This window comes from Gemmiger formicilis (assembly GCF_016900095.1).
GTDB lineage: Bacteria > Bacillota > Clostridia > Oscillospirales > Ruminococcaceae > Gemmiger > Gemmiger formicilis_A.
Genome location: NZ_JACJJP010000004.1, coordinates 123,511 through 148,796 on the forward strand (window position 1 = coordinate 123,511; position 25,286 = coordinate 148,796).

The 25,286-nt window shown below is 63.2% G+C and carries 28 protein-coding genes; 4 read left to right on the plus strand and 24 right to left on the minus strand.

What is annotated here, in order from left to right; genetic code table 11:
* Positions 1 to 45: 45 nt before the first annotated feature.
* Genes rpsF through rpsR form a run of 3 tightly spaced genes read left to right on the plus strand, consistent with a single transcriptional unit; the run spans position 46 to position 1,102 of the window.
* Positions 46 to 330, plus strand: coding sequence for a 30S ribosomal protein S6 (gene rpsF / locus H6B15_RS03345; protein ID WP_204646101.1), 285 nt, complete (start codon positions 46 to 48; stop codon positions 328 to 330).
* Positions 331 to 351: 21 nt separating this feature from the next.
* On the plus strand, positions 352 to 822 hold the full coding sequence (locus H6B15_RS03350) for a single-stranded DNA-binding protein (RefSeq protein WP_204646102.1): 471 nt from the start codon (positions 352 to 354) through the stop codon (positions 820 to 822).
* Between the two features lie 37 nt (positions 823 to 859).
* A complete protein-coding gene (gene rpsR / locus H6B15_RS03355) occupies positions 860 to 1,102 on the plus strand; it encodes a 30S ribosomal protein S18 (RefSeq protein WP_204646103.1) in 243 nt (80 codons plus the stop codon).
* 104 nt (positions 1,103 to 1,206) lie between these two features.
* On the opposite strand, the gene H6B15_RS03360 is transcribed toward rpsR, so the two are convergent.
* The 5 genes from H6B15_RS03360 to H6B15_RS15740 form a co-directional block, all read right to left on the minus strand.
* Positions 1,207 to 2,883, minus strand: a complete 1,677-nt coding sequence (locus H6B15_RS03360; protein WP_204646116.1) for a protein kinase domain-containing protein — start codon at positions 2,881 to 2,883, stop codon at positions 1,207 to 1,209.
* 28 nt (positions 2,884 to 2,911) lie between these two features.
* Positions 2,912 to 4,072: a glycosyltransferase family 39 protein gene (locus H6B15_RS03365; protein ID WP_204646118.1), complete on the minus strand. Its 1,161-nt coding sequence runs from the start codon at positions 4,070 to 4,072 to the stop codon at positions 2,912 to 2,914.
* Entirely contained in the window at positions 4,069 to 4,653 is a 585-nt protein-coding gene (locus H6B15_RS03370; RefSeq protein ID WP_204646120.1) for a hypothetical protein, read from the minus strand. The genes H6B15_RS03365 and H6B15_RS03370 overlap by 4 nt, the downstream gene beginning before the upstream one ends.
* Before the next feature lie 76 nt (positions 4,654 to 4,729).
* Positions 4,730 to 5,467: a YebC/PmpR family DNA-binding transcriptional regulator gene (locus H6B15_RS03375; protein WP_204646121.1), complete on the minus strand. Its 738-nt coding sequence runs from the start codon at positions 5,465 to 5,467 to the stop codon at positions 4,730 to 4,732.
* Positions 5,468 to 5,589: 122 nt separating this feature from the next.
* On the minus strand, positions 5,590 to 6,981 hold the full coding sequence (locus H6B15_RS15740) for an RsmF rRNA methyltransferase first C-terminal domain-containing protein (RefSeq protein ID WP_204646131.1): 1,392 nt from the start codon (positions 6,979 to 6,981) through the stop codon (positions 5,590 to 5,592).
* Between the two features lie 117 nt (positions 6,982 to 7,098).
* Between H6B15_RS15740 and H6B15_RS03385 the strand changes: the two genes are divergently transcribed.
* The gene (locus tag H6B15_RS03385; protein ID WP_204646133.1) at positions 7,099 to 7,242 is read left to right on the plus strand and encodes a hypothetical protein; all 144 of its coding nucleotides are present in this window, start codon (positions 7,099 to 7,101) and stop codon (positions 7,240 to 7,242) included.
* An 80-nt stretch (positions 7,243 to 7,322) separates the two neighbouring features.
* Here H6B15_RS03385 and H6B15_RS03390 read toward each other — a convergent pair whose 3' ends face one another.
* The 19 genes from H6B15_RS03390 to H6B15_RS03480 form a co-directional block, all read right to left on the minus strand.
* On the minus strand, positions 7,323 to 7,745 hold the full coding sequence (locus H6B15_RS03390; protein WP_204646135.1) for a Mini-ribonuclease 3: 423 nt from the start codon (positions 7,743 to 7,745) through the stop codon (positions 7,323 to 7,325).
* Positions 7,746 to 7,753: 8 nt separating this feature from the next.
* Positions 7,754 to 9,034: a GTPase ObgE gene (obgE, locus tag H6B15_RS03395; RefSeq protein WP_204646137.1), complete on the minus strand. Its 1,281-nt coding sequence runs from the start codon at positions 9,032 to 9,034 to the stop codon at positions 7,754 to 7,756.
* A 58-nt stretch (positions 9,035 to 9,092) separates the two neighbouring features.
* Positions 9,093 to 9,344 (minus strand): 50S ribosomal protein L27, encoded by a 252-nt coding sequence (gene rpmA / locus H6B15_RS03400; protein ID WP_204646139.1) that lies wholly within the window; start codon positions 9,342 to 9,344, stop codon positions 9,093 to 9,095.
* 14 nt (positions 9,345 to 9,358) lie between these two features.
* A complete protein-coding gene (gene rplU, locus H6B15_RS03405) occupies positions 9,359 to 9,670 on the minus strand; it encodes a 50S ribosomal protein L21 (RefSeq protein ID WP_204646141.1) in 312 nt (103 codons plus the stop codon).
* 142 nt (positions 9,671 to 9,812) lie between these two features.
* On the minus strand, positions 9,813 to 10,673 hold the full coding sequence (folD, locus tag H6B15_RS03410; protein ID WP_204646144.1) for a bifunctional methylenetetrahydrofolate dehydrogenase/methenyltetrahydrofolate cyclohydrolase FolD: 861 nt from the start codon (positions 10,671 to 10,673) through the stop codon (positions 9,813 to 9,815).
* 78 nt (positions 10,674 to 10,751) lie between these two features.
* The gene (gene lgt / locus H6B15_RS03415; RefSeq protein WP_204646147.1) at positions 10,752 to 11,867 is read right to left on the minus strand and encodes a prolipoprotein diacylglyceryl transferase; all 1,116 of its coding nucleotides are present in this window, start codon (positions 11,865 to 11,867) and stop codon (positions 10,752 to 10,754) included.
* A gap of 18 nt (positions 11,868 to 11,885) precedes the next feature.
* Positions 11,886 to 13,178: an EF-P 5-aminopentanol modification-associated protein YfmH gene (yfmH, locus tag H6B15_RS03420; protein ID WP_243424251.1), complete on the minus strand. Its 1,293-nt coding sequence runs from the start codon at positions 13,176 to 13,178 to the stop codon at positions 11,886 to 11,888.
* A complete protein-coding gene (locus H6B15_RS03425; RefSeq protein WP_204646150.1) occupies positions 13,175 to 14,455 on the minus strand; it encodes an insulinase family protein in 1,281 nt (426 codons plus the stop codon). Before H6B15_RS03425 ends, yfmH begins: the two co-directional genes overlap by 4 nt.
* A gap of 70 nt (positions 14,456 to 14,525) precedes the next feature.
* On the minus strand, positions 14,526 to 15,476 hold the full coding sequence (gene ribF, locus H6B15_RS03430) for a bifunctional riboflavin kinase/FMN adenylyltransferase (protein ID WP_243424252.1): 951 nt from the start codon (positions 15,474 to 15,476) through the stop codon (positions 14,526 to 14,528).
* Positions 15,477 to 15,480: 4 nt separating this feature from the next.
* Positions 15,481 to 16,368, minus strand: a complete 888-nt coding sequence (gene truB, locus H6B15_RS03435; protein WP_204646227.1) for a tRNA pseudouridine(55) synthase TruB — start codon at positions 16,366 to 16,368, stop codon at positions 15,481 to 15,483.
* A gap of 91 nt (positions 16,369 to 16,459) precedes the next feature.
* Positions 16,460 to 17,458 (minus strand): DHH family phosphoesterase, encoded by a 999-nt coding sequence (locus tag H6B15_RS03440; protein WP_204646153.1) that lies wholly within the window; start codon positions 17,456 to 17,458, stop codon positions 16,460 to 16,462.
* Between the two features lie 65 nt (positions 17,459 to 17,523).
* Entirely contained in the window at positions 17,524 to 17,904 is a 381-nt protein-coding gene (gene rbfA / locus H6B15_RS03445; protein ID WP_204646155.1) for a 30S ribosome-binding factor RbfA, read from the minus strand.
* Between the two features lie 19 nt (positions 17,905 to 17,923).
* Entirely contained in the window at positions 17,924 to 20,338 is a 2,415-nt protein-coding gene (gene infB, locus H6B15_RS03450; protein WP_204646158.1) for a translation initiation factor IF-2, read from the minus strand.
* Between the two features lie 13 nt (positions 20,339 to 20,351).
* Positions 20,352 to 20,660 carry a ribosomal L7Ae/L30e/S12e/Gadd45 family protein gene (locus H6B15_RS03455; protein WP_204646159.1) on the minus strand — a complete coding sequence of 103 codons (309 nt, stop codon included), beginning with the start codon at positions 20,658 to 20,660 and terminating at the stop codon, positions 20,352 to 20,354.
* Positions 20,650 to 20,961 (minus strand): RNase P modulator RnpM, encoded by a 312-nt coding sequence (gene rnpM, locus H6B15_RS03460; RefSeq protein ID WP_204646162.1) that lies wholly within the window; start codon positions 20,959 to 20,961, stop codon positions 20,650 to 20,652. The genes H6B15_RS03455 and rnpM overlap by 11 nt, the downstream gene beginning before the upstream one ends.
* A 39-nt stretch (positions 20,962 to 21,000) precedes the next feature.
* Positions 21,001 to 22,077, minus strand: a complete 1,077-nt coding sequence (gene nusA / locus H6B15_RS03465; RefSeq protein ID WP_204646165.1) for a transcription termination factor NusA — start codon at positions 22,075 to 22,077, stop codon at positions 21,001 to 21,003.
* A gap of 61 nt (positions 22,078 to 22,138) precedes the next feature.
* A complete protein-coding gene (rimP, locus tag H6B15_RS03470; RefSeq protein WP_204646166.1) occupies positions 22,139 to 22,633 on the minus strand; it encodes a ribosome maturation factor RimP in 495 nt (164 codons plus the stop codon).
* 158 nt (positions 22,634 to 22,791) lie between these two features.
* Positions 22,792 to 23,853 (minus strand): alginate O-acetyltransferase AlgX-related protein, encoded by a 1,062-nt coding sequence (locus tag H6B15_RS03475; protein ID WP_204646167.1) that lies wholly within the window; start codon positions 23,851 to 23,853, stop codon positions 22,792 to 22,794.
* 13 nt (positions 23,854 to 23,866) lie between these two features.
* Positions 23,867 to 25,273 (minus strand): MBOAT family O-acyltransferase, encoded by a 1,407-nt coding sequence (locus tag H6B15_RS03480; protein ID WP_204646168.1) that lies wholly within the window; start codon positions 25,271 to 25,273, stop codon positions 23,867 to 23,869.
* Positions 25,274 to 25,286 lie beyond the last annotated feature (13 nt).

Consider the following 25,286-nt stretch of genomic DNA (forward strand, 5'->3'; position numbering starts at 1 on the left):
CTGCGCAAGGCAGGGGCCCTATGTCCAAAAGGAGGTGTACAGAATATGGCTAAGTACGAAACCATGCTGGTTACCAGTTCCAACCTGGATGAGGAAGCGAGCGCTGCCCTGGTGGGCAAGTTCAAGTCCCTGATCGAGGCGAATGGTACGATCGATTCTGTCGACGAGTGGGGCAAGCGCCGTCTGGCGTATCCCATCGAAGACGAGACCGAAGGCGTGTACACGGTGATCAAGTTCACCAGCGACCCGTCTTTCCCCGCCGAGCTGGACCGTGTCTACAAGATCACGGAAGGCGTGCTCCGCACCATCATCATCGCGGAGGAAGCCTGAGAGGTTTAAGGAGTTAACACCATGCTGAATGTTGTTGCAATCATGGGCCGCCTTGTGGCCGACCCGCAGCTGCGCCAGACGACCACCGGCAAGAACGTGGCGTCCTTCCGCATCGCCTGCGATCGCGGACGCCGCGACCCTAACGGCCAGAATCAGGCTGATTTCCTGGACGTTGTTGCCTGGGACCGCACGGCGGAATTTGTCTGCCGTTACTTCCAGAAGGGTTCTCTCATTGCCATCGACGGCCGTCTGCAGACCCGCAGCTATCAGGACAAGAACGGCAACAACCGGCAGGCTGTTGAGATCGTGGCCAACAACGTGAATTTCACCGGCCCGAAATCCCAGAACCCCGGCATGGGCGCCCCTGCTATGAGCGCGCCCGCCCCGGCAGACTATTCCCGTCCCGCCGCACAGCCCGCTGCGCCCGCCTATTCGGCCGGCAGCAACGACGACTTTGCGCTGATCGAGGACGAGGGCGACCTGCCGTTCTGATTATCGAATCGTATCATTCTATAAGGAGGTTAAGACCATGGCTATGGATCGTTCTTCCCGCCCGATGCATCGCGGCCGCCGCAAGGTGTGCAGCTTCTGCGTCGATCGCATCGATCACATCGATTACAAGGATCTGCCGCGCCTGCGCAAGTACGTCACTGAGCGCGCCAAGATCATTCCCCGCCGCGTCACCGGCACCTGCGCTTTCCATCAGCGCGAGCTGACCGTTGCCATCAAGCGCGCCCGTCATATGGCTCTGATGCCCTACGTCAGCGACTAATTGACAACGGCCTCTTCGGTTTTCCACCGAAGATCCCAGACATGTGAAAAACCCGCCGCGAAGCAGCTGCTTCGCGGCGGGTTTTGTTTGTTATGGCAGAAATCTCAGCCTTCCGGCTGGGCGGCGGCACTGTCCGGGTCACCGGCCGGCTGGATGGATACGGTGGGGCTGTCATCCCGCTCCCCTGCAATATACACCGTCACAATGGCGGTGCCGGTATCCAGCTTGCGGCCCGGTTCCAGGTCCTGGCCGTCCAGCTCGCACTTGGCCACGCACCCGGCGGCATACTGGCCGTCGTTGACCATGATTTCCATGCGGTACTGGATGCCCTTGGCATCCAGCAGTTTGATGGCGTTGTCCTGGGTAAAGCCCACAATGTTGGGCATCTCCACCAGGTTGGGACCTTTGCTGACCACGATCTGGATGATGGGCGTGGCCTCGGTCTGCAGGGTCCCGGCCAGGGGGTCCTGGCTGATAACGCAGCCCTTTTCCACCTCGGAGGAATAATCCTCGGTCATCACAATGCGGTATTTCTGGTACAGATCACTGTTCTTGATCTCGGTGGCATAGTTCTTGCCCACCAGATCGGGCACGATGAGCAGGTCGCTCTCCTCCTCCGCGATGCTTTCCGCCTCCGGCTCGGCGGTGGACGCCGGGGTGGGGGTGGGTTTGGCCGTTTCCCCTTCCGAGGACCCCCGGGGCGACAGCAGGCTCCAGAGCAGCAACAGAATCAGAACAACAATCACCACCATGGAGGCGCCCAGAATCTTTTTGGTGGAGATCTGGTTATCCCCCCGCTCAAACATGGCGTTGGCCACGCTGGGGTCGGTGAGGGCACTCATCAGTTCGGGCACCGTCTGCATCCGCTTGGCGGGGTCCAGGCGCATGGCGCAGGCCAGCACCTGGGCAAAGTAGGTGGGCACCCCGTTTTCCAGGCTGTGGGCGCTTTCCAGGCTGTCCCGCACCTTCCGCTGGGGGGCGGCCACCGGGGTCTGTCCGGTGACCAGGCGGTAGGTCACCGCGGCCAGGGCATACACGTCGGTGTATCGGCCGGAAAACTCCGCCGCGCTGTACTGTTCCGGCGCCGCATACCCGGCGTAGAGCTGGCTTTTCAGCTCGCTGCCGCCGGTGCGCAGGGCCAGGGTGCCGTATCCGGTGAGCCGGGCGGCCCCGTCGATGGGCAGCAGGATGTTGTCCGGGCAGATGCCCCGGTGGATGAGCCCCGCCTTGTGCAGCTGGGTCACCCCTTCCATCACCGGCTGCAGCAGGGTGCGGGCCTCGGCGGGGGTCAGGTTGCGGGAGCGCAGGGAGAGATAATGGGTCAGGGTCATGCCCTTCTCGTTTTCCTCCACCGCATAGACGGTGTTGTTCTCCTCCAGCACATCCAGTATCTGGGAAAGGCCTGTGGCCGGGGTCAGGTTTTTCAGGTCCACATACAGATCCTGAAAATCCATCCGGCTGGTCTTGAACAGCACTTCCCGCCCTTCCTTGGGCATCAGGGCGCCTTCGGGGCTGCGGCCGTTGCACAGGGTGACGGGAAAGTATTCCTTGATCAGCACAAAGCGGCGGGCTTCGTTTTCCACCCCGCGGTAGGCCAGACCGTCGCCGTCGGCGCTGAGATACTCCCCTACCGTGTACCGCCCGCCCAGCTGGGTGCCCAGGGGCAGGGCACCTTCGGGATTATGATTTTCCAGGCTGCGGCCGCAGTGGGGGCAGTCCCCGTGAAAACCGTCTTCCAGCGGTTCCAGACAAAAAGGACAAAGAATCTTGGACGGCGTCATACTTGCTACGGCTCCTTTCGGAAAAGACTTATATCATAACCTGTGCGCCTTCGAACCATTTCAGCGTGGTTCCCACACCAAATGCAAAAAGGAAGAATGCCCAGAACACCCGGGACAAGCGGCTTTTTTGGCAAAGAAGATGGGAGGCTTCCAACAGAATCGGGAAAGAGCACAGCACATATCGCGTCATGCCGATCACGGTGGTGCTGAGGGGCACCAGAATGAACAGCAGGGTCACAACCGCTTCCGGCCGGCGGCGCATGGCCTGATGGGCAAACAGATACAGGCACAGCAGGGTGCAGGTTGCCTGAATAAAGCTTTCGCTGCCGATGTCCAGCAGCCCCTTCCACAGTTCAAGGAAGGGATTGCCCACCGCTTTTTCCCAGGCATACTGAACATGCATGAATGCCATTCCGTCCCCCAGCAGGTGATCCAGATACCGGATGTACAGGAAAAAGCCCATGGGCATCAGAAAGGTTCCCAGGATCAGACGGGGCTTTTGCAGCACCCAGCACACAAAGTCCTTCACGCCTTTTTTGTGCAGCGGGTCCGGCTGCTCCACATAGGTCAGCAGGCACCACAGCGGCACCGCAAAGGCAAGAAAGATGCCGGTGTTGCGGGTGGCGCCGGCCAGGGCGCCGAACACCCCCATCAGAAGCCAGTGCCGGGTTTGCAGGCAGTACAAGGTCAGGCAAACCAGCAGGACAAAGGCGGCCTCGGTGTAAAGGGTGGAATAGTAGACGTTGTAGGGCCCGAAATTGACCAGCAGCATGAATATCGTTGCCTGTCTTTCCCCCAGATCCAGGCGCAGGATATATCGTGCGCCCCACCAGGTGATCAGGTACAGCAGCAGGGAGTTCATCAGCACCCCCACCGCCCGGATAGGCAGCCCGGTCAGGCGGGTAAAGAAGCCTTCCAGCAGAGGAACCAGCGGAAAAAACGCCCAGGAGGCCTGTCCATCAGACACAATGCCGGCTTCCCCTATATATCCGTTTTCCGCCACGCTGGTATACCAGCCGGAATCCCATTGAAACAAGGCCGTAAACGGGCCATCGTCACTGCCCACCGTATTTTTCCAGTACCAGTAAATCGCCAGCAACACAAGACGGGAAACCAAAACAATCAGTCCTGCCCGGAACCAGAGCGGCAGCGCGCGACGCTCTGCCGGGACCGCAGAAGAATGCATCATGTGAAAATCAGCTCCTTTACGGAAACCGGCGTTGCCATGTCTCCTCCCAGCACGATTTCCAGTTCCATCCGCCCGTCCTTTGGCAGGACAGCGGTTTCAAATTCGACGGTGCACTCTGTGCCGGAAACCTCCGCAAAAGCCACCTGCTCCCCGTTCACAAAAAGGGTCACTTCCCCGCCGGGTTCCGGGGTTTCCAGGGTCAGCGCCCCCTGGTAAGAGGTATCCGGCTGGCCTTCAAACAGCAGCCGGACGCTCCATCCCGTGATGCAATATCCCTTATCCTGCACGTACTCCCACCCGTTCGGGACGGCTTTATTATGGTTGTCTACCTCGCGCAGGATATGCCCGGCGATCTGGTCGGGGGCGGCCGTTTCGGAATCAGAGCGGATGGCCTGTCCCCGGACGATGTCCAGACCGTCTTTCCCCGGCCATACAGACAGTTCCTGCTGCAGATAATAGGACCGATATTCCCCGCTGGGGTGTGGATGCAGCCCCCGGTACAGGGTACAAAGATAAAACGCCAGCATCGCTGCGGCCAGACCATAGCAGACCACATAGGTGGCTATTTTTTTCTTTTCCATTTTCATCCCCACCATAAAGAAAAAGCACCACGCTGCGATTTCCGTAACAGGGTGCTGCTTTTCCTCTTATTCGGGCTCAGCGGCCCAGCTCGTCCTCATTTTCCAGGTTGTGCCACACATCCTGCACGTCGTCGTCGTCTTCCAGGGCGTCCAGCAGCTTGGCCATGTTGGCCATCTGGTCGGGGTCGGTCAGGGCGGTGGTGGTGGAAGGCACCTGGGCCACATCGGCAGAGATGAACTCATAGCCCTTGGCCTTCAGCGCGTCGCAGACGGCGGCAAAAGCGTCGGGGGTAGTGGTGACTTCGGCGGCTTCCTCGCCGGCGTCAAAGTCGTCGGCGCCGGCATCCAGGGCGTCCATCATCAGAACGTCGGGGTCCTTGTCTTCCAGGTCCACCACGATGACGCCCTTCTGGCTGAACAGGAAGCCCACGCAGCCCATCTGGCCCAGGTTGCCGCCGAACTTATCAAAGTAATGGCGCATGTTGGCCGCGGTACGGTTGCGGTTGTCGGTGAGGGTGTCCACCATGACGGCGATGCCGCCGGGGCCGTAGCCTTCGTAGGTCATGGCTTCGTATTCGGTCTTGTCGCCGCCCTCGGCGCGCTTGATGATGCGCTGGATGTTATCGTTGGGCACGTTGTTGGCCTTCGCCTTGGAGATCAGGGCGGCCAGCTTGCCGTTGGAAGCCGGGTCGGCGCCGCCTTCCTTGACGGCCACGCTGATTTCACGGCCGATCTTGGTGAAGACTTTGGCGCGGGCGCCGTCGGTCTTTTCCTTCTTACGCTTGATGTTGTTCCATTTGCTATGTCCGGACATGGATGATCCCCCTAAATATATATAGTGTGGGCCGGGCGGCGGCGGTTAATCCGGCGCGGGGCCTGTTGTACATGGACAGTAAATTATACCACGTTTTGGCGAATTTTTCAAGTTCTGGTCCTTCAGCCCAGGTTGCGCAGCCCTTTGGGGTAGTGGTTCTTGATCCGTCCCCCGCTGACCTTGCCCCCGCCCAGGGGGAAACCGTCCACCAGCACGGCACACCAGCCGTTTTGGGCGGTCCGGGCTTCGATCTCCTCCCCCCGCAGCCAGGCAGCGGTGCGGGGATCGGCCAGGGTCAGGGCTTCCCGGTTGGTGCAGTCCGCCCCCCAGGCCATGAACAGGGCGTGAGAGGGTTCGAACCTCTTCTTCATCACCTTACCCACCGGCACCCCGCTGCGCAGGGTGCGCAGCCGGTGAGACGGCAGCGGGGTTTGGGGCGGCAGTACCAGCCAGTCCCCCGCAACCTGCACCGTTCTGCCGGCCAGGGCCGGGAAAAGGGCTTTGGCAAAGTCGGTCCACTCCGCCGGGACCTTGGCAGAGCCGCCCTTGCGGTCTCCCCTGCCCTTTTTGCGGGCGGGTTCCATGGGCAGGGCAGCTTCGGCCTCCGCCGACTTTTGCAGTTTGGCCATGAAGTGTCCCTCGCCCCCGTCGGCGGGCCAGATGCGGCGGCATTTTTCGGCGCCGAAATCGTACCCGGCCCGGTTGGGTTCCCCGGGGCGGCCGAAACCGCAGCCGCTCAGATCACACAGGGTAAACTCGGGATGGCGCTGCAGAAAGGCCGCCACCTGGCCTTCGTCCTCCTCCGGGGCAAAGGTACAGGTGGAAAACACCAGGATGCCCCCGGGCGCCAGCAGGGCCGCGGCGTTGTCCAGGATTTCCCGGCCCAGAGCGGCGCAGTGGTCGATCAGGCCCTGGCTGTTCTGCCCGGCCGCGGCGGCTTCCTTGCGGAACATCCCCTCCCCGGAACAGGGAGCATCCACCAGCACCCGGTCGAAAAAGGCCGGAAAGGCCGCGGCCAGGCGGGTGGTATCCTCGTTGAGGACCACCGCATTGGGCACGCCCATCCGTTCCAGGTTCTGGCGCAGGATCTCCGCCCGGGCGGAATCGTACTCGTTGGCCACCAGCAGGCCCTGCCCCTGCAGGGCGGCGGCCAGCTGGCTTGTCTTGCCCCCCGGGGCGGCGCACATATCCAGCACCTTCTGTCCTGGCTGCACCTCCAGCAGGGCCGCGGGGGCAGAAGCGCTGGGTTCCTGCACATAAAAGACCCCCGCGTGGTGCCAGGGATGGCGGCCGGGGCGCAGGTCCGGGTCGGTGAGGGTGAAGGCCGCCGGGCAGAAGGCCGAGGATGCCAGGGGCAGGCCGGAGCCTTGTGCCACCACGTCCGGGGCGCAGCGCAGCCCGTTGACCGTGATGCCCCGGGCAGGGGTGGGGGTGGCGTAGGTCAGCAGTTCTTCGAGCCGGCTGCCCAGCAGGGCCCGTTCACGGGCCTCGAAAGGGGCGGGAAAAGCAAACACCCGTTTTCACCTCCTGAAAAAGAGAAGGCCCGGCTGCATAAACGGCACGCAGCCGGGCAGACTTATGGCAAGGGACCGGAACGCGGCCCCCGTCAAAAACGAAAGGAGCAAACCACTATGGCACGCAACATGAAAGACTGCACCAACCAGACCACCCAGAATACCCAGAACACCCCCAACAAGAAGAGCACCCAGAAGATGACCGGCATGCAGAAGACCACCAACGGTCAGAACAAGACCGGCAGCCAGAACAAGAAATAAGTTCCGGCGGCGCGTTCCGAGGGCGGGGGCAGGCCCCGCCCGGATACATAGGGGCTGCGGGAGCGGCCTTTTTTGTTTGCTTACGGTTCCTGGGGTTTGGTCTCTGGACCGCCCGCCTGCCACAGAACCTCAAACAGTTGGGTGACGCGGTCGATCTGCCCCTGCAGATACAGCCACCCCAGCAGACATTCCAGGCCGGTGGAGGCCCGGTATTCCTGGGCGGTGGCGTGCTTGGCCACGGTGGCCTTGCTGGCATTCTTGCCCCGGCGCAACACGGCGGCTTCCTGCTCGGTAAGCAGGGGTTCCAGGGCGGCCAGTTCCCGGAACTGAGCCCGGGCGGACACGTACTGGGTGGCTACGCTGTGCAGGCGGCCGGGCTGCAGCCGGGTGGTACCCACCAGGCGGCTGCGCACCAACAGTTCCAGCACCGCGTCCCCCACAAAGGCCAGGGCCAGGGGGGACATTTCCTTGATATCGATTTCCGGTACAGATTCAGGCAGCATACCACACCTCAGAACACATAGTCGAATTCATATTCGCCGATCTTGATGGTGTCGTCCTCCTGCACGTCCTGGCGGACCAACTCATCCAGAATGCCGGAATCACCCAGCTGGGTCTGGAAATACTGCAGACTTTCGTAGTCTTCCACGTTGGTGCCGGCCAGGATGCGCTCCAGCCAGGGGGCGTCCACGGTAAACTCGTGTTCGCCGGTCTTTTCCACCGTGAAGGGACGCTTGGGCGCGGCACTCTTGTCGGGACGGACATACTCCGGCTCAAACACCTTCACCGGGGGCAGCTCCTGCAGTCGGGCATACACCAGCTTGGGCAGGTTGTCGATGCCCTGCCGGGTGGCGGCGGAGATGGGCAGGAAGGTCAGGCCCTGGGCTTCGATATACCGGCGGAACTCCTCGATCTGCTCGGGGGTGGCCACATCGCACTTGTTGCCCAGCACGATCTGGGGACGCTGGGCCAACTCAGGACTGAAGTTGGCCAGTTCGTGGTTGATCTGCTCAAAGTCTGCCTTGGGGTCCCGGCCTTCGCAGCCGGAAACGTCCACCACATGCAAAAGCAGGCGGCAGCGCTCCACATGGCGCAGGAAATCATGACCCAGGCCCACACCCTCGGCGGCGCCTTCGATCAGGCCGGGGATATCGGCGCAGACAAAGCTCTGCTCCTCGGCCACACGCACCACGCCCAACACGGGGGTCAGAGTGGTGAAGTGGTAGTTGGCGATCTTGGGTTTGGCCGCGCTGATCACGCTGATCAAAGTGGACTTGCCCACGTTGGGGAAGCCGATGAGGCCCACGTCGGCAATGACCTTGAGTTCCAGGCGCAGGTGCAGGTCCTCGCCGGGCAGACCGGGCTTGGCGAAGCGGGGAATCTGCCGGGTGGGGGTGGCGAACCGGGCATTGCCCCAGCCGCCGCGGCCGCCCTTAGCCACCACCACCGGGTCGGAGCCGGACAGGTCGGCCACCACCAGGCCGCTTTCGGCTTCCTTGAGGACGGTGCCACGGGGCACACGGATGACAAGGTCTTCGGCGTCCTTGCCCTTCTGGCGGGCGCCGCGGCCGTTTTCGCCGTCGGCGGCGTTGTACTTGCGCTTGTAGCGGAAGTCCATCAGGGTGGACAGGTTATCGTCGGCCACAAAGACGATGTCGCCTCCGCGGCCGCCGTCGCCGCCGTCCGGGCCGCCGGCTGCGACGAATTTTTCGCGGTGAAAACTCACCGCGCCGTCGCCGCCTTTGCCGGCATGCAGCCAGATGGTTGCGGTGTCGATAAAGTTGCTGGGCATGGGATTTCTCCTTTATAACATGGAAAACGGCGGGCCGTACGGCCCGCCGTTTGAAAGGTTACTGCTTAACGGTGCAACGCTTGCGGTCGCGGCCCATACGCTCGAAGTGGACGCGGCCGTCAACGAGAGCGAACAGAGTGTCGTCGCTGCCGATGCCGACGCCCTCACCCGGATGGATGTGGGTGCCGCGCTGACGGACCAGAATGTTGCCGGCCAGAACGTACTGACCGTCGCCGCGCTTGACGCCGAGGCGCTTGGACTCGGAATCACGGCCGTTCTTGGTAGAACCTACGCCTTTTTTATGTGCCATTGTGTTTTACCTCCTTAGCCGTTGATCGCGGTGATTTCCACCTTGGTGTAGGGCTGACGATGACCCTTGCGGACCATGCTGCCCTTCTTGGGACGATAGGTCAGGATGTTCAGCTTCTTGCCCTTGCCGTTCTTGACGACCTTGGCAACAACGGAAGCGCCGTCCACGACGGGAGCGCCAACCTTGACGGAACCTTCCTCGCCCACGGCCAGAACCTGGTCGAAGGTGACTTCGGTATCGGCCTCGGCATTCAGCTTCTCGACGTAAACAACATCGCCGACCTTGACGCTGTACTGCTTGCCACCGGTTTTGATAACTGCGTACATGATGGTAACCTCTTTCAATAAGTCTCGCTGGATGTGGGGCGGCGCCGGGGCGCACTTTTAGAGCCCATACCATGCGGCTTATATAGCTTACCATAGAATGTGGGACAAGTCAAGCGGTTTTATTCGTCCGCAGGCAGATTTTTTAGTCCTGCGCTTCCAGGGAGGCCCTGGCGGCGGCCACGGTATTCTTCATGAGCATGGCCCGGGTCATGAGCCCCACCCCGCCGGGCACCGGGGTGATGAAGGCGGCCTTCTCGCTGGCGGCGGCAAAGTCCACGTCCCCGTGCAGTTTTCCGTCCGCGCCCCGGTTGATGCCCACGTCGATGACCACCGCCCCGGGTTTGATCATGTCCCCGGTGATAAATCCCTGACGGCCCACCGCTGCCACCAGGATATCAGCTTCGCTGCAGATGTCGGCCAGGTTCTGGGTGCGGGAATGGCAGACGGTGACGGTGGCGTTTTCCGCCAGCAGCAGCAGCGCCGCCGGTTTGCCCACGATGTTGGACCGGCCCACCACCACGGCCCGCTTGCCGGTGATGTCGATGCCGGTGGACTGGATCATCCGCAGGCACCCCGCCGGGGTACAGGGAGCGAAGCAGGGCTCGCCGGTGAGCAGGCGGCCCGCATTGACCGGGGTGAAACCATCCACATCCTTTTCCGGCGGGATGGCGGCAATCACCGCCGCTTCGTCGATGTGGGCGGGCAGGGGCAGCTGCACCAGAATGCCGTGAACCGCGTCATCCGCCGCCAGGGCTTCGATCTGTGCCAGCAGCTCCTCCTGGGTGGTGGCGGCGTCCAGCCGGATGACCCGGCTTTCGATACCGCACTCGGCACAGTCGTTGGCCTTGCCCCGCACATATACCTGGCTGGCCGGGTCCTCCCCCACCAGCAGCACGGCCAGGCAGGGCATCACGCCCTGCTCCTTCAGCTGCTGCACTTCGGCGGCGGCTTCGGCCTTGACGGCGGCCGCCAGTTTCTTTCCGTCGATGATGGCTGCACTCATGTTCAGCTCTCCCCTCTTGTTTACAATGTTTGCAAAAGTCCCCGGCCGCCGGAGCGGTGCGGGGACGGTATGGACATTTTATTCGGCCTTGGGCTCTTCTTCGCCCTCGGGTTTTTCCGGTGCCGGTTCGGCCGGAACTTCCGCCGGTTCCGCTGCCGGGGTTCCCTCCTCAGCGGCCGGGACGCTCAGGTCCAGCTCCTTCAGGCGCTGGTTCATGGCTGCGGTGGCGGCCACAAACTCCTTGTGGCTGGCGTTGGCGGGCAGGGTGTCCGGGGTGAAACGGTCCCCGGCTTCCTTCTGCTTTTTCAGGTCATCCACCGCCAGGGTGACCAGCGGCGGGGTGTGGCCCCGGGATTTCTGCCACCCGTACACCTGCAGCACAATGGCCGCGGCCACCGTGACCAGCGCCACCACCTGGCTGAAACGCAGGTTGGTGTTGCCGATGAACAGCGAATCGGTGCGCAGGCCTTCGATCCAGTAGCGGCCCAGGCCGTACCAGGTCAGATACATCAAAAACAGCTGCCCGTGGAAGCGGCGGTGTTTCATATACAGGAACAACACCAGAAACCCGAACAGGCACCACAGGCTTTCATACAAAAAGGTGGGATGCACCGGCTGGGTGGGGTCCACGGTAACCCCCTGGGCGGCCAGGGTCTGCTGCATGTTGGTCAGGTAACGGCTGGTGCCTTCGCTGTACATGCCCCAGGGCAGGGTGGTATTGCAGCCGAAGGCTTCCTGGTTCATGAAATTGCCCCAACGGCCGATGCCCTGGCCGATGAAGAAGCCCATGCCCACCACATCAAACAGGGGCAGCAGCGGAATTTTGCGCCAGCGGGCCGCCAGCCCACCGAACACAAAGGCGCCGATGATGCCGCCGTAGATGGCAATGCCGCCTTCCCGGATGTCCAGCATCTCCCAGACGGACTGGTATTCAAAGGGCGCCATGGCCACATAGGCGATGCGGGCGCAGACGATGGCCAGCACCGTGCCGATGAACACCACGTCCACCAGGCGGTCGCTGTTGATGCCGAAGTCCGCGGCATAGTGGAAGGCAAAGACCATGGCCAGCATCAGCCCGGCGGCGATCAGGATGCCGTACCAGTATACGTTGAATCCTCCGATGGAGAAGGCCACGCGATCAAGAGTCAGATCCAGCCCCAGGCCGGGAAATTCTACATGAAACACTGTATCCATGGGTACAATCCTCTTATGTTATTGGTTTTGCGGTTGGATTTCCACATAAGTCATGCGGTCCTCGCTGAACATGGACTGCATGGCCGCGTCGGCATCGGCCACGGTGAGGGTGGCCAGGGCCTCGATCTCATCGGCCAGGGTGTTGCCCCGCAGATGGGCGCTGGCCAGGGCTTCGGCGGCATCCTCCACCCCTTCCAGATCGGCCAGCATTTCGCCGTACATCTGGTTCTTGACCAGGGTGAACAGTTCCGGGTCCACGCCCTCCCGGCGCAGACGGGCAATCTCCTCCCGCACCATGTCGGCCACCGCCCGGGGGGTCTCACTCTCCCCGGCGAAGGCGATGACACAGCACCCGGAGGTGCTCACCGTGTCGCCGCTGAATTCGGGGTTGACCAGGGCCTGGTCGTACAGCTTGCGGTACAGCGAGGTCAGTCCGCCGCAGATCAGGTCCGGCAGCATGTCGGTCAGCATCTCGGTGCGCACGTCCCCCCGGGCAATGGGCGCTTCCCGGAAGGCCAGGGCAAAGCAGGGCTTGTTCACCGGCATGGAGAAGGTCATTTCCCGCTGGGGCGGCGCATCTTCGGGGCTGTTTTGTTCCACTGTGACCCTGTGGTCGGGGGCGGGCTTGTCCAGTCCTGCCCGGCGGCAGGCGTCCAGGGCCTGGTCCAGGGTGATGTTGCCCGCCACCGAAAGCACCATGTTGCCGGGCCGGTAAAAGGCGTCGGTGCAGGCATAGAGCAGGTCGGGGGTGAGCTCGGCGATGCTGTCCACCGTGCCGGCAATGTCGTCCCGGATGGGATGGTCCTTGTACAGGCAGCGGAACAGCCCGGTCATGAGCCGCCAGTCGGGGCTGTCGTCGTACATCTTGATTTCCTGCCCGATGATGCCCTGTTCCTTGGCGATGGTGGCCTCGGTAAACCAGGGATTACCCACCATGTTCAGCAGGATATCCAAGTTCTCATCAATCTGGCCGCTGGCGGTAAAGATATAGCAGGTGCGGTCGTAGCCGGTGAAGGCGTTGGCCGAAGCGCCGGTCTTGGCGTACAGGGCAAAGGCATCCCCCTGCTCCGATTCGAACATCTTATGTTCCAGAAAATGGGCGGTGCCGGCGGGCAGTTCCACCGTCTTGCCGTCCAGGGTAAATTTGCGGGTGGTGGACCCGAAGGCGGTGGCGTACATGGCGTGCACCGTGCTGTAGCCCGGCATGGTGCGGCAAAGCACCGTCAGCCCGCTGGGCAGCACGGCGCTCTGGCAGCGGATGGCATCGGCAGCCTTGGCCCGGATGCCCTGCATGGTCTGGTCCTGACTCATTGTGCCACCTCCTCTTTGTCGGCGGTCACGGCGTAGCAGACCGAATAGTGATAGCTGTTCAGCAGCTCCCGCACTTCCTCGGCGGTGACGGCCTGGATGAGCACCTTGCCGTACTCCGGCGGGGCCAGGGCTTCGCCCCGGGCGATCTGACCGTAGTACCAGTTTTCCAGCCCGCCCAAGCTGTCGCCCAGGGCATCCATGCTGGACATGAGGCTGCGGCGGCAGTCGTCCATCTCCTCTTCGGTGACGGGGCCGCGGCACAAATCCTCCAGCTCTTTCAGGATGGCGGCTTCTGCCTTGGCTTCCCCGCCGGGTTCCACCCCGGAATCCACCATCATGACGCCGGTGGAGCGCAGGGCGCTGGAGCCGCAGTAATAGCAAAGGCTCTGTTTTTCCCGCACATTGCGGAACAGGCGGCTGGTGGCCGATCCGCCGAACACTCCCATAGCCATGCGCAGCTGGGAAATGCTGGGCAGGTCCTCCGGTGTGCCGGTGGTGAAGAGCATGCACAGCTTGGCCTGGGTCAGGCCGGGGATTTCCTCGGTGAAATGGCGGGTTTCGGTGATGGGCATGGCCATGGCCGAGGCAAAACGCCGGGGTGCGCGGGGCACCTTTTCCAGCTTTTGCAGCAACAGATCGGCCACCCGGCCGCTGTCCGCTCCCTGCACCATCACATCGATGGAGGAGGAAGCCAGAATGCGGTCGTACTCCGCCTTGAGGGTGGCGGGAGTGACCTTGGGCAGGTCCGCCCGGTAGCCCCCCAGCTCGATGCCGGCGGGGGATTCGCCGTAAAAACGGCGGCGGGCCTGGCGCACGCAGTACAGGCGCTTGTTGTTGTATTCCGCCTGCAGGCGGCGGTCCAGGGTTTCCTTCTCGATGCGCACAGCCTCGGGGTCAAAGACGCCGTCCACCAGATAGGGTTCAAACACGATGCCGAAGGCGATGTCGGCGTATTCGGCGCTGAGGTTTTCCCCGGTGAGGGCAAACTTGTCCTTGATTCCGCAGATGTCCACCGTCAGCACCCGGTCGGTGCCGGCGGTGCCCAGGTCCACCCCCAGGTCGGCGCCGTACAGGCGGGCCAGCTTGCGGGACAAAGCGGTCATGTCCGGGCATTGGGCATAACCGCGCTCCAGCACCAAGGGCAGCACCGCGGCGTCGGTGGCCGAGCGGCGCAGCGCCGGGTAGCGCAGATGGATGGTGATGCGGCAGCGGTTGAATTTTTCGGCGTCCAGCGTGGTCAGATACACGCCGGGGGCCAGCTGCTTGCGTTCAAACACAGACGTTTCCTCCGGATTTGGGTATATTTTGCAAAATCCTGCTCTATTATACGCCGGGGCAGGCGGTAAATCAATCGGTGTGGCCGTCCAGCCCCTGGAAATAGGCCCGGCTGCGGGCGGCGGCGGTGGTGATCAGGTCGGACAGGGCCTGCAGGGAATCAAACTTGCGCACGGGGCACAGATATTTGTGAAATTCCAGAATGGGCTGCTGGCCGTAAACGTTGCCGGAAAAGCCCGGCACATAGGTCTCGCAGCTCACGGCGGCCCCCTCCTCTGCCACGGTGGGACGGGGCCCGATGCCGGTGGCCGAGGGATACCAGCTGCCGCCGATGCAGATGCGGGTGAGGTAGACGCCGCAGCAGGGCTGCAGGGTGCCGGCGGGATAATTCTGGTTGATGGTGGGGGTGCCCAGTTTGCTGGTGCCCACCCCCTTGCCGTGGGTGACGGTCCAGTCGATGGCGTAGGGCGCGCCCAGCATGGCGTTGGCGTCGGGCACGCGGCCTTCCTCCAGGGCGGCGCGGATGCGGGTGGAGGAGACCACCTCGCCCCGGTAGCGGGCCATCTCCACCACCGTGACACGGATGCCCGCGGCGGCACAGAGCTCTTTCAGCATAGGCACGTTGCCGGCGGCCCGGGCGCCGAAGGTGAAGTTATCCCCGCAGAACACCGCCTTGGCATGGAAGCAGCCCACCAGGATATCCTGCACAAAGGCTTCGGGGCTCAGAGAACAGAAATCCGCAAAGGGCGGTTCCATCAGGCGCCGCACCCCCAGGGAGGCGATGCGGGCGTGTTTCTGGGCGGTGGAGAGAATCCGTCCGCCTTTGAGAGTGCTGCCTTCCGCCAGTTCAAAGGTAAAGACGGCGGGCATCAGGCCGCTGCGCCGGGCTTCGGTCACGGCGGCGGAAATGACGGCACGGTGGCCCAGATGGACCCCGTCAAAAAAGCCCAGGGCCACGGCGCTGCCCCGGGGGGCATCCACCGGAGAGATGGCCGGGATGATCTGCATATCCAATTGCTGCATCGTGTCAGGTCCTTTCGCAGAACAGTTTTTCCACCCGCAGAACGCCGCCCTCGACCACCGCCAGGCCCAGAAACAGGCCGGTGGTGTCGTACACGCGATAGCGGCCGTCCGCCGCGGGATACCGGCTGGTGGGACAGCCGTTGAACAGGTGGGTGCGGGCGGGTTCCTCCACCGTGAGAGCGGGCAGAGAGGCAAAGGCGCTCTCCACCCCCAGCATCCAGCCGGATTCGGCCAGGGTGCCGTCCTGGGCGGCGGCCAGAATCTCCGGCAGGGTGTGGCACTGGTCGATGGAGAAGGCCCCCGCCCGGGTGCGGCGCAACGCCGCCAGGGTGGCGGGCTGGCCCAGGGCCGCGCCGATGTCCTCGGCCAGGACCCGGATGTAGGTGCCCTTGGAGCAGGACACCCGCAGGGTGTGATCCCCGGGGGCAGGGCTGCCCAGATAGTCGATGGAATAGATGGTGATGGGCCGGGGGGTGCGTTCCACCGTATGGCCCTTGCGCGCCGCCTTGTACAGCGGCTGGCCGTTCACCTTGACGGCGGAGTACATGGGCGGCAGCTGCTGCTGTGCCCCCAGGAACCGGGGCAGCACGGCCCGGAGTTCCGTCTCCCCCGCCGTGACGGGCGCTGTTTCCAGCACGGTGCCGGTGATGTCCCCGGTGTCGGTGCGCAGGCCCAGGCGCAGGGTGGCTTCGTAGGTTTTGTCGTGGTCTGGCTGGCGGTCGGCGGCTGCGGTGGCCCCGCCCGCAAACACCACCAGCACACCGGTGGCCATGGGGTCCAGCGTGCCGGAATGGCCCAGGCGCCGGGTGCCCAGTGCCCCCCGCAGCTTGGCCAGCACATCAAAGCTGGTCCAGCCGGCAGGTTTGTCCACCGGCAGGATGCCGTTGGTCATCTTGGTCATAGGTTGCCTCCATATAGCAAGAACCGGCGCCGGGCAGCGGGCCCTGCGGCGCCGCTGCCTGTCACCGGTTCCTTTTCTGCCATTATCCTTGATTGCGCTCGGCATGGTCGATCATGCCCCAGCGTTCCAGTTCCTTGCGCACTTCGTCCAGAATGGCATAGCGCGCGTTGTCCAGGTTGCCGCTGATCTCGCACCCGGCTGCACGGGAATGTCCCCCGCCGCCCAGGTGCCGGGCAATGGCACAGGCATCCACACGGCCGGCGGTGCGCACGCTGATCTTGAAGCTGCCGTCCTTCTGCTGGCGCAGAGTCAGGCCGACCTCCACCCCTTCGATAGAGCGGGGCAGGCTGGTCAGGTCTTCCAGCTCGGCTCCCGGCACCCCGGAAGTAACGATCTGGTCCCAGGTCAGGTAGATCATGGCACACAGGCCGTCGAAGAAATATTCCAGACTTTCCAGCGCCATCTTCTCAATTTCCAGACGGGCGCGGGAACGGGATTCAAACAGGCGGGCATTGAGCGTTTCAATGTTGGCCCCCGCCTCGATGACCCGGGCCGCCGCCATATGGGTCTTGGCGGTGGTGTTGGAGAAGCGGAAGCAGCCGGTGTCGGTGGCAATGCCGGTGTACAGGCAGGCCGCGATCTCCGGGGTGAGTTCCACCCCCATGTCGGTGACCAGATCCAGCATGATCTCGCTGGCCGCGGCGGCGCCGGGGTCCAGCAGGGTCTCGTAGGCATAGCCGCTGTTGCTGGCATGATGGTCGATGCACAGGTCCACGTGTTCGGCGTACTTCTGCACATTGTTGCGGTCGCCGAACAGCTGGATGCCGGCCACATCCACCGCTACCACAAAGGCAGGCGTGAAACTGGAGTCGAACCAGCCGATCTCCATGAAATCATACAGGGAAGGGATCGGGTCGCTGCAGAGCACGGCAACGTTCTTGCCCAGCGTTTTCAGCGCCAGGTACAACGCCCCGGCACAGCCGATGGTGTCGCCGTCGGGGTTCTTATGGCATAGGATCAGGATATCCTGTGCGGCGCGCAGCCGCAGTACAGCGGTTTGCCTGTCCACAGATTCCGTCATAACTTACCTCTTTTCCAGCGACCCGAAAACTTCGGCTTCGCTCCAAAAGTGGCCGAGGGCAGGCTTCAGTCTTCCTGCGGTTCGGCTTGCGCGGCGGGGCGGTCGTTTTCCAGCCCGCGCAGCATTTCGTTGATATGGGCCGCATAGGCGGCGCCGTCATCCGCCACAAACACAAAGCGGGGCGCTTTGCGGATGTGCATACGGCGGCTGACTTCGGTACGGACATGGCCGGAGGCCTTGTTCAAAGCGGCCACCACCGGCTTGCTGCCCCCTTCCCGGCCCATGACGCTGATGTAGACCTTGGCCACATCCAGGTCGGGGGTCACGTCCAGGCGGGTGACGGTCAGCAGACCGCCCGCCACGCGGGGGTCCTTCATCTCGCCGATGATGGCGATGAGCTCCCGCTTCATATCCTGGGCCATGCGGCCCTGGTTCTTGGTAGGCATTTGTCGTAACCTCGTTCAATCAATCGCGGTATTCTTCCAGCTTGAAGCACTCGAAGACGTCGCCTTCCTTGATGTCGGAGAACTTCTCCAGGGTGATGCCGCATTCAAAGCCTTCGGCCACTTCCTTGGCGTCGTCCTTGAAGCGCTTGAGGGAGGCGATGGCGTCCTCGGTGATGACGATGCCGTCACGCACCAGGCGCAGCTTGGCATCGCGGGTGATCTTGCCGCTGGTAACACGGCAGCCGGCGACAGTACCCACGGAAGAGATCTTGTAGACCTGGCGGACCTGGGCTTCGCCCAGCGCCACTTCCCGGATCTTGGGGGCCAGCATGCCCTTCATAGCGTCGGAGACATCGTTGATGGCGTCGTAGATGACGCGGTACATCCGCATTTCCACGCCGGTCTGCTCGGCTTCCGCCTTGGCGATGGGGTCAGGCCGGACGTTGAAGCCGATGATGATGGCGTTGGAAGCGTCAGCCAGGCTGACGTCGGACTTGTTGATGGCACCCACGGCGGCATGGATGACACGCACGCGGACTTCGTCGTTGGAGATCTTCTCCAGGCTCTGCTTCACAGCCTCGGCGGAGCCCTGGACGTCGGCCTTGACGATGATGGGCAGTTCCTTCATGTCATTGGCAGCCATCTGATCAAACAGGTTATCCAGGGTGACCTTGGTGTAGGAGGCAAACTGCTTTTCCTTGGCTTCGGTCAGGCGGCGGTCGGCCAGTTCACGGGCCAGACGCTCGTCCTCCACGGCCTCGAACAGGTCGCCGGCCTGGGGCACTTCGGTCAGACCGGTGATCTCCACAGGCATGGAGGGACCGGCCTCGGTGATTTCCTGGCCCTTGTCGTTGCGCATGGTACGCACGCGGCCCACGGAGGTACCCGCAATCAGGCAATCGCCCTTGTGCAGGGTACCGTTCTGCACCAGCAGGGTGGCCACGGTGCCCTGGCCCTTGTCCAGGCGGGCTTCCACCACGGCGCCCTTGGCGCGGCGGTTGGGGTTGGCCTTCAGTTCCATGACCTCGGCTTCCAGCACAATGCGTTCCAGCAGGTCCTGGATACCCATGCCGGTCACGGCGGACACCGGGATGCAGGCCACGTCGCCGCCCCAGTCTTCGGGGACGATCTCGTACTTGGTCAGCTGTTCCTTGACCCGCTCGGGGTTGGCGGTGGGTTTATCCATCTTGTTGATGGCCACGATCAGCTTGACGTTGGCCGCCTTGGCATGGTTGATGGACTCGATGGTCTGGGGCATGATGCCATCGTCGGCAGCCACCACCAGAACGGCGATATCGGTCATGTTGGCGCCGCGGGCACGCATGGAGGTGAAAGCCTCGTGGCCCGGGGTGTCCAGGAAGGTGATGACGTCGTCGCCGCTCTTGACCTGGTAGGCGCCGATGGCCTGGGTGATGCCGCCGGCTTCGCCCGCGGTGACGTTGGTCTTGCGGATGGCGTCCAGAATGGAGGTTTTGCCGTGGTCGACGTGGCCCATGACCACCACGACCGGCGGACGGGTGACCAGATCTTCGGCGGCGTCCTCCTCCTGCTCAAACAGGCGCTCCTCGATGGAGACATGGACTTCCCGCTCCACCTTGGCGTGGAATTCCTCGGCCACCAGGGCGGCGGAGTCGAAATCCACCACGTCGGAGGCAGCGTGCATCTCGCCCATCTGCATGAACTTGGCCACAACCTTGGCCACGTTCTGCTTCAGGCGGGAAGCCAGCTCGCTGACGGTGATCTCGTCGGGAATCTGGATCTTCAGCTGGGCGTTGCGGGCCTTTTCCAGCTGGATGCGCTGCAGGCGCTCGGCTTCGGTTTCCCGGCGGCGCTGGTACTGGTTGCGGCCCTTGTTCCGGTTCTGGAACTTCTGCTTGGTGGCCACAGGCTGCTTCTTGCGCTTGGAAGGCATGTTGCGGCTGTCGGCCAGATCATCATAGCGGGCGCTGAACTTATCCACGTTCACGTCCACGGTGCGGGTGTCCACCTGCACCTGGGCGCGGTTGACCTGCACCTGCTCGGTGGCCACCGGCTTCTTGATGCCGCTGTCGGCGGCCAGCTCCTGCATGGTCACGCTCTTTTCCTTGCGGCGCTCGGCAGGCTTGTTGTCATTCTTTTTGGGAGCCTTGGGGGCTTCCTTGGCTGCAGGCTGGGCCTTGGCAGGCTCGGTCTTCTTGGGCTCGGCTTTGGCAGCCTTGGCCGGCTCGGTCTTCTTGGGCTCGGCCGGCTGCTTGCCGGAGGCCAGGTACTCATCCAGGCTGGCCACGGCGGTTTCGCGGGTCAGGGATTCCAGCAGGCCGTTGACCTCGCTTTCCTCAAACGTGCCGCCGGGTTTGCGGTTCTGCCCCGTCAGGGCGGCCACCGTATCGATGGCCTTCTTGGGGGTGATGCCGAAATCCTTGGCCACGTCGGCGATCTTATACTTAAAATCCATGGGCAGGTCCTCCTTATCGGGTCAGTTGGTTTGCGCACAGCCGCGCAAGGTTTTCATCCGTTACCGCAAACACCGCCGCGGGCCGCGGGGTGAGCGCGGCCAGGCTGGCGGTTTCCAGCGGCATGACTTCGCAGGCAACAAGGCCTTCGCAGGTATCTTTCATGTGTTGTTGGGTGCGGGGGCTGGCATCGCAGGCCAGCAGCACCAGGCTGACCTTGCCGCGCATAACGGCTTCCTCGACACGGTCGTACCCGTGCAGCAGTTTGCCCGCCTTGCGGCACAGACCCAGCGCACCCAGCAACCCGTTTGAATCATGTGGCACGCTCGGTCCCCTCCTTTGCCATTTGTTCGGCGCAGGCGATCTCCTCGGTCAGGCGCTCGTACACGTTGTCCGGCACCGGAACGCCGAAGGCGTGTTCCAGCCGTTTGGCCTTGCGGGCCTTGGCCAGGCAGGCCGCCGACGGGCACAGATAAGCACCCCGGCCGGATTTTTTACCGGTCAGGTCCACGCCCACATCCCCTTCGGGGCTGCGGACGATGCGCACCAGTTCACGCTTGGGCTTTTGGGCGTTGCAGCCCACACACCGGCGCACCGGGACTTTCTTTTGACGTTGCTGCTGCAAGGTGAAACCTCTTTTCGGATAAAGTGGGCGGGATGGGATTTATTCTTCTTCCTCGCCGTAATAGCCGGATTCCGGACGGATATCGATATTATAGCCGGTCAGGTGAGCGCACAGGCGCACATTCTGGCCTTTGTTGCCGATGGCCAGGCTCAGCTGGTGATCGGGCACGGTGACCCGGCAGCTCTTGTTCTCGCCGGGGAGCAGCTCCACCTTGACCACCTTGGCCGGGGACAGGGCCGCCGAGATGAAGGCGGTGATGTCCTCGCTCCAGCGGATGATGTCAATCTTCTCGCCGTTCAGCTCGGAGACAATCTTCTCCACGCGGGCGCCGTGGGCACCGATGCAGGCACCGACGGGGTCCACGTTGGGGTCCTTGCTGTACACGGCCATCTTGGTGCGGGCGCCAGCCTCGCGGGCGATGGCCTTGACTTCCACCACGCCCTCATAGATTTCGGGCACTTCCAGCTCGAACATCCGCTTGACAAGACCCGGATGGGTGCGGCTGATGGTCACGCGGGGACCGCGCTCGGTGGAGATGACATCCACCACGTACACCTGAACCACCTGGTTTTCGGTGAAGGTCTCGCCGGGGACCTGCTCGTTGCGGGGCAGAACGGCGCTGCCGCCCTTGCCCAGGTCCACCACCACGTTGCCGCGCTCGTGGTCAACGGAAACCACGGTGGCGGAGATGATCTCGTGGGCACGGGACTGCATTTCGCTGCACTGCAGGCTGCGCTCGCCTTCCCGCAGGCCCTGCCGGATCACATGCTTGGCGGTCTGGGCGGCAATGCGGCCGAATTCCTTGGTCTTGAGCTGGGTGACAAAGCGCTGACCGATCTTGTAGGACTTGCGCACCCGCTGGGCGTCTTCCAGGCTGATCTGGGTGTGGGGGTTTTCCACCTCTTCCACAATGTCCCGCATCAGGCTGGCACGGAAGGTGCCCAGTTCGGGGTCGATGTCCACGATGACGTTGTCGTCCTCGACCTCATAGTCCTTCTTGACTGCAATGACGATGGCGGCCTTGATCTTGTCGATCAGGTAGTCGGCGGGCAGGCCGCGCTCCTTCTCCAGTGCGGCCAGGGCTTCAAAGAATTCGTTGTTGGATGCAGTAGCCATTTTTCCGGTATCCTCCCAAAGTGATGTATATGTCAGCCATTTTGCGGCGGGTATTGCGTTTTCAGCCGAAGAGGTTTTCGTCATCGCACAGCTTGACAAAGCCGGCGCTCTTGAGGGGGAAGGTTGCGTCCCCCTGCTCGGTGCGCAGGGTCACGACACCGTCTTCCAGCCCCACCAGGATGCCTTCCAGCTCCCGGCGGCCCTGCTCATCCGGACGGATGAGACGGGCGGCACATTTCTGCCCGGCCAGAAGTTCATAATGCTCGGGGCGGGTCAGGCGGCGGCCCAACCCGGGGCTGCCCACTTCCAGATAGTAGCTCTGGTCAATGGGATCGGCCTGGTCAAGCAGCGGATCGATGGCCCGGGACACGGCCTCGCAGGTGTCGGTGTCCAGCGGTTCGTCCCGGTCGATGAGGACCCGCAGGAACCAGTCCGGACCTTCCTTTTCGAACCGGACATCCCACAGGCGAAGCCCCATCTGTTCCACCACCGGGCGGACAATGGCTTCCACTGCGGCGGCCGCGCCGCCGGGCTGCTGGTGCTTGGCTTTTGCCATAGTAACCCCCTATCACAAAAAGAAAGCGGACCAAACGGCCCACTTTCAGTAAAAAAATCATCATCGAACAGTAAGAATATACCACACCCGCGTACAAAATGCAAGCCTTTTGCACCTTTTTGCCGCCAAATTGTTATCTTTTGCGGGGTAAAAGGGGTTCAAAACTGCCCCAGAATGGTCAGCAGCTTGTCCAGATTGCGCTCGGTGACCGAAAGGAGCAGCACATCACACCCCGGGTCTTCGGCCAGGGCGGGGGTCATGGTTTCGGGGGCCTGGTACCAGCTGGACGCAAAGCGCTGCTCCAGATACTGCACATAGTACCCGCTGAAGCTGTCCCCCACCACCCCCACGGTGCGGGAATCAGACGGGTACAGTGCCGTGTAATTCACGGCGGCCAGGTCGTGCTCTTCGGGCAGGACGGTGTACAGGGCCGCCACGTTGGCCAGGTCCCCGGTCTGGATACCGTTGTCCCCCAGCTCATATTGAGAGAACTCCACCGCTTCCAGCCCGGCGGCGGACAACGCTCCGTCCAGGCCGAAGAGGGCCCCCGCGTGGTTCCAGTGGGTGTCGGTCTTGAAATAAAGTGCACTCTTCCCCGCCTGCATCCGGCGCAGCACCTCGGCCCGCAGCGCCTCGTAAGGCCAGCTGATGGCCACCGAAGTGTTTTCGGTCATGTAGGCCACGAAACGGTCGGTGCGGTTTTCCTCGTTGACGATGGGATAGGCGTCGGGCATGAATTCCCGGTAGACCCGGTCCTTGGAGGGTGCCAGGTCCAGCACCAGGGTACATTCCTTCCGGGCCAGGGTGTCGGACAGCCGCTGCAGGGAGGCCGCGGCCGCTGCCAGGGTCTCCTCGCTGTCGAAGGTTTCGGGCAGGCCCTGGTAGTTGGCCACCGGGCGGGCGGCGTCGGGGCCATCCTTATAATAGAGCCAGCCCTCCTTGCCGGGCAGAACCTGGTCGCTCTGGCTGGTGCCGAAGAGGGTGTAGTCGATGGCGGCATCCAGGGCGGTGAGCTGGTACCGGAAGGGCGAATTGTCGGCGATGAACTGATCCAGGCGGCCGGGCAATCCGGACAAAGACCCCTGGAACACCTCCGGCAGGGTGGTCAGCAGGCGGTTTTCGTGGTTATCCCCCGAAAGCTGCCGGCTGAAGATGTTGAACACCAGAAAGCTGCCGCCCAGAATCAGGCAGAACAGCCCGATGACGAGTTTCTTGGCCATGGTTGTTCCCTCCTCAGAACTGGGCGTAGATAAAGGCGGTATAGTTTCCCGCGGTGGTGCGCATGAGGGACGCGAACAGCAGCAGCGCCACCAGCACCACATCGGCGGCACCGGGGCGGCATTCTCCCCGCAGCCAGGATTTCAGTTTCGGGAAGGCCGCCTGCACCGGACCGCAGAGCAGGATGCCCGCCGCCAACAACAGCAGGGTTTTGGGGTCGGCAAAGGCGGCCAGGGTCATGCCGGGCGCCCCCGCCTGCCAGGTGAGGATGCCCCCCAGGGCGGCCAGGGCCTGCCCCAGGCTGGGGGCGCCGAAGAAGGTGAAGCCCACGAACACGGCCAGCGCCATATAAAGGTGGGCCACCCACCGGGGTGCCCGGTCCAGAGCCTTGCCCAGACCCAGGCGCTCGGCGCAGCTCAGAATGCCGTGCCACAGCCCGAAGGCCAGGTAGGACCAGGCCGCCCCGTGCCAGAAGCCTGTGCAGGCGAAGACGATGAGCAGGTTCAGGCAGGTGCGTCCCAGCCCCCGGCGGCTGCCACCCAAGGGAAAGTAGAGGTAATCCCGGAACCAGGCTCCCAGGGTGATGTGCCAGCGGCGCCAGAACTCCCCCACGGTGCGGGACAGATAGGGATAGTCAAAGTTTTCGGGCAGGGGCAGGCCGAACATCTCCCCCAGGCCGATGGCCATATCACTGTAGCCGGAGAAATCATAGTACAGCTCCACCGCAAAGGCGGCGTACCCCAGCAGCAGCACCGGACCGGGCAGCCGGGCAGCGTCGGCGCCGCTGACCGCCGTGTACACCAGGGCCAGCTGGTCGGCAATCAGGGTTTTCTTGCCCAGGCCCAGCACAAACCGGCGGATGCCCTTGTACATCCGGTCCAGGCTCACCCGACGTTCGGGCGCTTTCGGGTCCAGGGCGGCGGACTGGAATCCGTACCGCACGATGGGCCCGGAACTGACATGGGCGAAGCAGGCAAAATACAGGTAGAGGCGCAGTGGGTTGCGTTCCGGCCGGACGGTGCCCCGGTATACATCCACGCAGTAGCTGATGCCCTGGAAGGTATAAAAGCTGATGCCCAGAGGCAGGGCCAGGGACAGCACCGGCAGTGCCACCCCGGGCAGGGCGTTGACGGTTTCGGCCAGGAAGCCGGCGTACTTGAAGAAGCCCAGCAACAGCAGGTCGGCGGCAACCATGGCCCCCAGCCCCCCGCGGCGGGGATGCCTGCCCAGTACCAGCCCGAAGCCCCAGTGCACCAGGGCAAAGGCAACCAGCAGCAGGCTGTAGCGGATGCCCGCCCAGGCGCAGAACCCCAGACTGAATACCCCCAGGACCGCATTGCGGGTCCGCGCCGGCAGCACAAAATACACCGCCAGGGCCAGAGGCAGAAACACAAACAGAAACTGAACCGAAGAGAAACCCATCCGTACACCGCTT